The organism is Acidisphaera sp. L21, from assembly GCF_009765685.1.
Lineage (GTDB): Bacteria > Pseudomonadota > Alphaproteobacteria > Acetobacterales > Acetobacteraceae > LMUY01.
In genome coordinates this window covers 1-5,339 of sequence record NZ_LMUY01000036.1, presented here as the reverse complement: position 1 = coordinate 5,339, position 5,339 = coordinate 1, and the positions used below count along the sequence as shown (strand labels likewise).

2 protein-coding genes are annotated in these 5,339 nt (G+C 67.5%); both read left to right on the top strand.

What is annotated here, in order from left to right:
* Window positions 1-2,793 (top strand): CHAT domain-containing protein (locus GSQ76_RS08780; protein ID WP_158743538.1); only part of this gene is annotated, 2,793 nt, incomplete at its 5' end.
* Complete coding sequence (locus GSQ76_RS08775) at window positions 2,790-4,859, top strand: serine/threonine-protein kinase (protein WP_158743537.1); 2,070 nt, start codon at window positions 2,790-2,792, stop codon at window positions 4,857-4,859. The genes GSQ76_RS08780 and GSQ76_RS08775, both read left to right, overlap by 4 nt.
* The last annotated feature ends 480 nt before the right edge of the window (window positions 4,860-5,339 follow it).

Here is a 5,339-nt window from a genome sequence, read left to right as displayed (position 1 = left end):
ATTTGCGGCGATCAGGCGGCTACGACGATCCTTGGCGGCTCACCGGCAGTGGTGCTGTCGTGCACACGCCGGGCCGGGGGGTGGCCGCAGGCGGCGATGGTCGCCTCGGTCGATGGCACGGCTTACTACGCGGATGCAATCCTGCCGGTGCTGCCGGTGCTGGAACGCTCGATCGGCGTGCTTGCGGGCAGGGTGAGTGCGGCTGCGGCGCCGACGCTGCCGCCGGGCCGTGCGGACGGCCTGTTCGCCGCGCGCCTAGCGGCCCAGTCCTTCGGCGCCAACGATGTCGGCCAATACGAGCAGCTCATGCTGGCTGGCACCCGTGCCAATTTGGCGGAAAGCTATATTCCGGCCGAACAGGCGTTCCGCGCCGCGCTGGCCCTGCAGCAGAAAGCACTCGGCGCCAACGACCCGAATACGGCCGTGCCGCTAATGCACGTGGCGCTGCAGTTGTCGGACCAGGGGCGCACCCCTGATGCGGACGCGGCATTCGCCCGGGCCGGACAACTCGCCCCGCGGGCGGCGGATCCGACGGCGAGCGCTCGATTGGCGCATTACCGCGCGCTGAGCGCGATCAATGGCGGCCGTAATGCCGATGCGTTGGCGCTGCTGAAAACCGCAGAGGCCGGGTATTCCGCTCAATTGCCGCCGGACATGCTGGCGGCCCCGGCCGGTGCGGCGCCTCGCACCCTGGTTGCCAGCAGCCGGGCGGAGGCGGTGCCGGCTGCGATGGGAGATTTGCTGCTGGAGCCGGGGCAACAGAGCGCGATGATCGGGGTGGTGGAAACCCGCCGCTACCAAGCGATCACCCTGCGTAATTTGGGCCGCGGGGCCGAGGCAGATGCCGAAATTCGTTCTGCTGCGAGCCTGGCGGCGGCGCATGGGATCAGCCAGCGTAACCTGACGGCGCGGCTGTATCGCACCACGGCGACGATCGCCGACATGCAGGGCGATGAAGGGCTGCGGCGGATGACTCTGGCCTCGGCCGATTTCACCCAGTCCCAACCCGGCACGCGCCCGTTGGCCGCGACCGACCTGCTGCGCGCCGCGGAATCGTCGCGAAATGGCGGTTTGGACGATGCGCTAACCCTGTGCCGACGCGGTGCCGCCCTGTTGCGGGAGCTGAAGGTCGGCACTACTGCCGAACTGATGGACCCATGCCTGGGCATCTACGCCACCGCCGCCGACCGCGCGCCCGGTGCCCGGCAGCCGCTTCTGGGGGAAATGTTTGAGGCGTCGCAGATGGCCCAGGGCGGCATCACCAGCCAGCAGATCGCCCTCGCGTCTGCCCGGTTGACGGCGGGTGCCAAGGATCCGCGCGTCGGCGCCGCGATCCGCCGGCAACAGGATGCCGGTAACAAGCTGGCGGATTTGGAGCGGCAGCGCGACGCCTTGGCCTCGCCGGCGTTGCGTGACCCGGGCGCGCCGCCCCTGCCTCCGGCGGTGGATCTGGACCGGGCCATCACGGATGCCCGGACCGCGTTGGCCGACTCCGACGCCGCGCTGCATGCCGCCGCCCCGCAATACGGCCAGTTGGTGCAGGAAGTCGTGTCCGCAGCAGATGTTCTGTCCGCCCTGCGGCCCGGCGAGGCCTTCACCTCCATCACGCTGAGCGATCGCGGCGGTTGGGTGTTCGTGTTGCGCGACGGCCAGGTGGATGCGGCGCGGACCACGATGAACCTCGCGGCCGCGACAGCGACGGTCAAACGTATCCGTGCGTCGATCGAACCGACCACCGCGGACGTGCCGCCATTTGACACGGCGGATGCGGCCGCACTGTACGCCGGCACTCTGGGCCGCCTGCAACCGCGGCTGAATGGCGTGCGTGCGCTGGTGGTCGCGCCAAGCGGGCCATTGCTATCACTGCCGTTCAACGTGTTGCTCACTGGGAAAGGTGACCCGGCGCAATTGGCTGCCGCACCGTGGTTGGTGCGTCAGATGGCGATCAGCCACGTGCCTGCGCCGGCGAACTTCGTATCGCTGCGCCGCCTGCCGGTCGCCTCGCGGGGTGGGCAGCCCTGGTTCGGATTCGGCGATTTCCGCCCCGTCACGCTGGCGCAAGCGGAACGCACCTTCCCTCGTGGCGCCTGCGAGGATAGTGCCAAGCTATTCGCCGGCCTGCCGCCCCTGCCCTTCGCCCGGCGTGAACTGGACGCAACCCGGGCGCTACTGGGCGGCTCGGCCAGCGACGAGCTGGAGGGCACGTCCTTCACCGCGCAGCGCGTTCGCGCGATGGATCTGCGCCCCTTCCGGGTACTGCATTTCGCCACCCACGCTTTGCTGCCCACCGATCTACGCTGCCAGTCGGAGCCTGCGATCGTTGCATCGGCCCCTGCCGGCGCCCCAGATGCCTCTGGCGCACTGATCACCGCCGAGGGCGTGATGGGGCTGGATCTAGATGCCGACGTGGTCATCCTGTCGGCCTGTAATTCCGGCGGGCCCGGCGACAGCAGCGGCGGCGAAAGCCTATCGGGCCTGGCGCGGTCGTTCTTCTACGCCGGGGCGCGGGCGATGATGGTGACGCATTGGTCGGTCAACGACCAGATCGCAGCGCTGCTGGTGGCCGATACCATGCGACGGTTGCGCGCGGGGGACCCGGATGGGGCAGCCGGCGCGTTGCGGGGCGCGGAGTTGTCATTGCTGGACGGGGCTGGCAAAGGCCTACCCGCGGCCGTAGCGCATCCGTTCTACTGGGCACCGTTCGCGCTGATTGGCGAAGGACGCGGGCGCACGTTGAGCGCGGAGCGAGATGGTGCGCCCGATGAGGCCATTGGGCGCATGGCCGGTCTGTGACGAACCTGCTGCCGGGCAGCCTGCTGGGCAAGTACCAGATCCGGGCGGTTCTGGGCAAAGGCGCGATGGGCACCGTCTATGACGGTATGGACCCGGTCATCGAACGCCGGGTTGCCATCAAAACGGTGGAACTACCCGACGGCGCCGACCCTGAGGCGCAGGAAAGCCTTGCCCGGTTCAAGCGGGAGGCGCAGGCGGCTGGCCGGTTAAACCACCCGAACATCGTTGGTGTGTTCGATTACGGCGAGACGGATGAGCTTGCCTACATCGTGATGGAGTTCGTTGAGGGCCAAACGCTGAAGGACCTGCTGGAGCACAAAAACGAACGCCTGCCGCTGGCTGAAACGCTGCGGGTGATGGACGATATCCTGGCCGGGCTGGTCTACAGCCACGCCCGCGGGGTGGTGCATCGGGACATTAAGCCTGCCAACGTGATGATCACGCGGGACAACCGGGCCAAGATCGCCGATTTCGGCATCGCGCGGATCGAGAGCAGCAGTATGACCCAAGCGGGGACCATATTGGGCACGCCCGCCTACATGTCGGCCGAGCAGTTCATGGGCCAGACGGTCGACAAGCGTTCCGACATCTATTCCACCGGAGTGCTGCTCTACCAGTTGCTGACCGGGGACCGTCCCTACGATGGCGGCCTGACGGCCATCATGCACAAGGTGCTGAACACCACGCCGCCGCTGCCGTCCGAGTTGTCGGTGTCGGTGCCCCCATGGCTGGACCCGGTGGTGGCCCGCGCCATGGCCCGCCGGCCGGAGGATCGCTTTCCCGACGCTGCAGCCTTTGCCGACGCTTTGCGGCACGGCGGCACGGCGGCGCTCGAAACCGATCTGTCGGAGGCGACAATCGTGGCGGCCCCGATCCGCCAGCCTGCACCCGCACTTGCTCGGGCAAGTCCTGGCGTGCAGGAACGGAAATCTTCCAGACTGCCGATGGTCGCGGGGGGTGGCGCTGCGGCTGTTTTGGCACTGGCGGTGGTGGGTTGGCTGGCGCTTGCACCCTCGGAGCCGACAGTTCCGGTGCAGACAGCCAGCATGACGCCACCACCGGTCCCCGTCGGGCCGCCGCCGGTCGCCCTACCCGACGGCCCTCCTGCGACGGCGAGTGCCCCGCCCACAATGATACCGCCGCCAGTTGTGACGTCGTCGCCCAGCACCACGGCGTCGGTTTCAATACCACCGACGCCGCCGGTTGAACCTGTCCAGCCGACTTCGCCGCCATCACCGCCCGTGGTCGTGACGGCACCCCCTGTCCCGGTCAGTCCTCCATCATCGCCGCCGCAGAATTTCGCGACGACGAGTTCGACCAGCGCCCCAGCACCCACCATCCCGTCGCCCGCCGCGCCGCCACTGCCACCCGTCCAGGTCGATAAAAGCCCCAGCGCAATTCGTTCAACACTGGCTGCAGCGCTGCCTGGGCTGCAGTGTACGTTGGTGAGCAGCGAGGTTTCGGAGTCAGGCGTGGCCACAGTCACAGGCCTTGTGAGCACGGGATCGGCCGAAGCCACGCTTCGGCAGGTGACCCTGGCGTCAGAACCACGCTCCACCAATTGGCAGCTCGCAACGTTTGATGGGCCGTATTGCCCGGTGCTCGATACATTGCGCGCTATCGCCGACCGGCCCGGATCGGGGCCGCGCCGCATGCATATGGCGTTGGCGGATGGTAGGCGCGCCCTACGTGACAACGCAGTCATTGCGCTGGGCACCACCATGCCGGATTTCGCCGGTCATCTGCAGATCGATTACGTGCAGCATGACGGCACATTGGTGCATTTGACGCCGGGCGCAGGCTATCCCGATATCACCTATACGGCGGGTCAACGCTCAGAATTCGGGCGTCCTCGGTCGGGCTTCCAGGGATGGACGGTCGGGCCGCCCTTCGGAACCGACATGATCGTCGCGATTGCCTCCACCGCGCCGCTATTCGCTCAGGCCCGACCCGAGACGGAGCCAGTGGACGCGTATCTGCGCGATTTACGGGCCGCCGCCGATAATTTGCGGCGACGGGGCGGCAGCCTTGCCGTCGATGCGATCGTCATCGACACCCAACCCTGACGCCGCCGCGGCAACGCAACGGGGCGCTCCTGCACCAGGCTCGGATCGGGCGTCACGTCCCGCAACCAGCATGACGGCATGGCCGCCAGGAATGCTGCGCGAATGGCCGCGATGCGGTCAGGTGGGATGCCCAGTGCGGCCTCGTCGAAGAAACGCCGATCGGGTGTGTGCATCAGATAGGCCTGCATCTCGTTGATCATCAGGTCTTCCAATGCCGGGTCGTAGCCATCCTTCGTGAGGTAGGTGCGAAACCGCGCTCGCTCATCCTCCGTAAACACGTTTTGCCAAACCGAGGCCACGAAACGCCGATAGATCGCGTTGGTGAAATATTCCCCATGCGACAACTCGTGATGCAGAATGATCGCCCGTTCACGTAGATCGATGGCTTCGCCGGGCCCTGCACGGGGCAGACTGATGACGGCGCCGAAGCCCCACGGCTCGGCACTGGCGCGGGCGACCAGCTTGCGCAGGGCTTGCTCG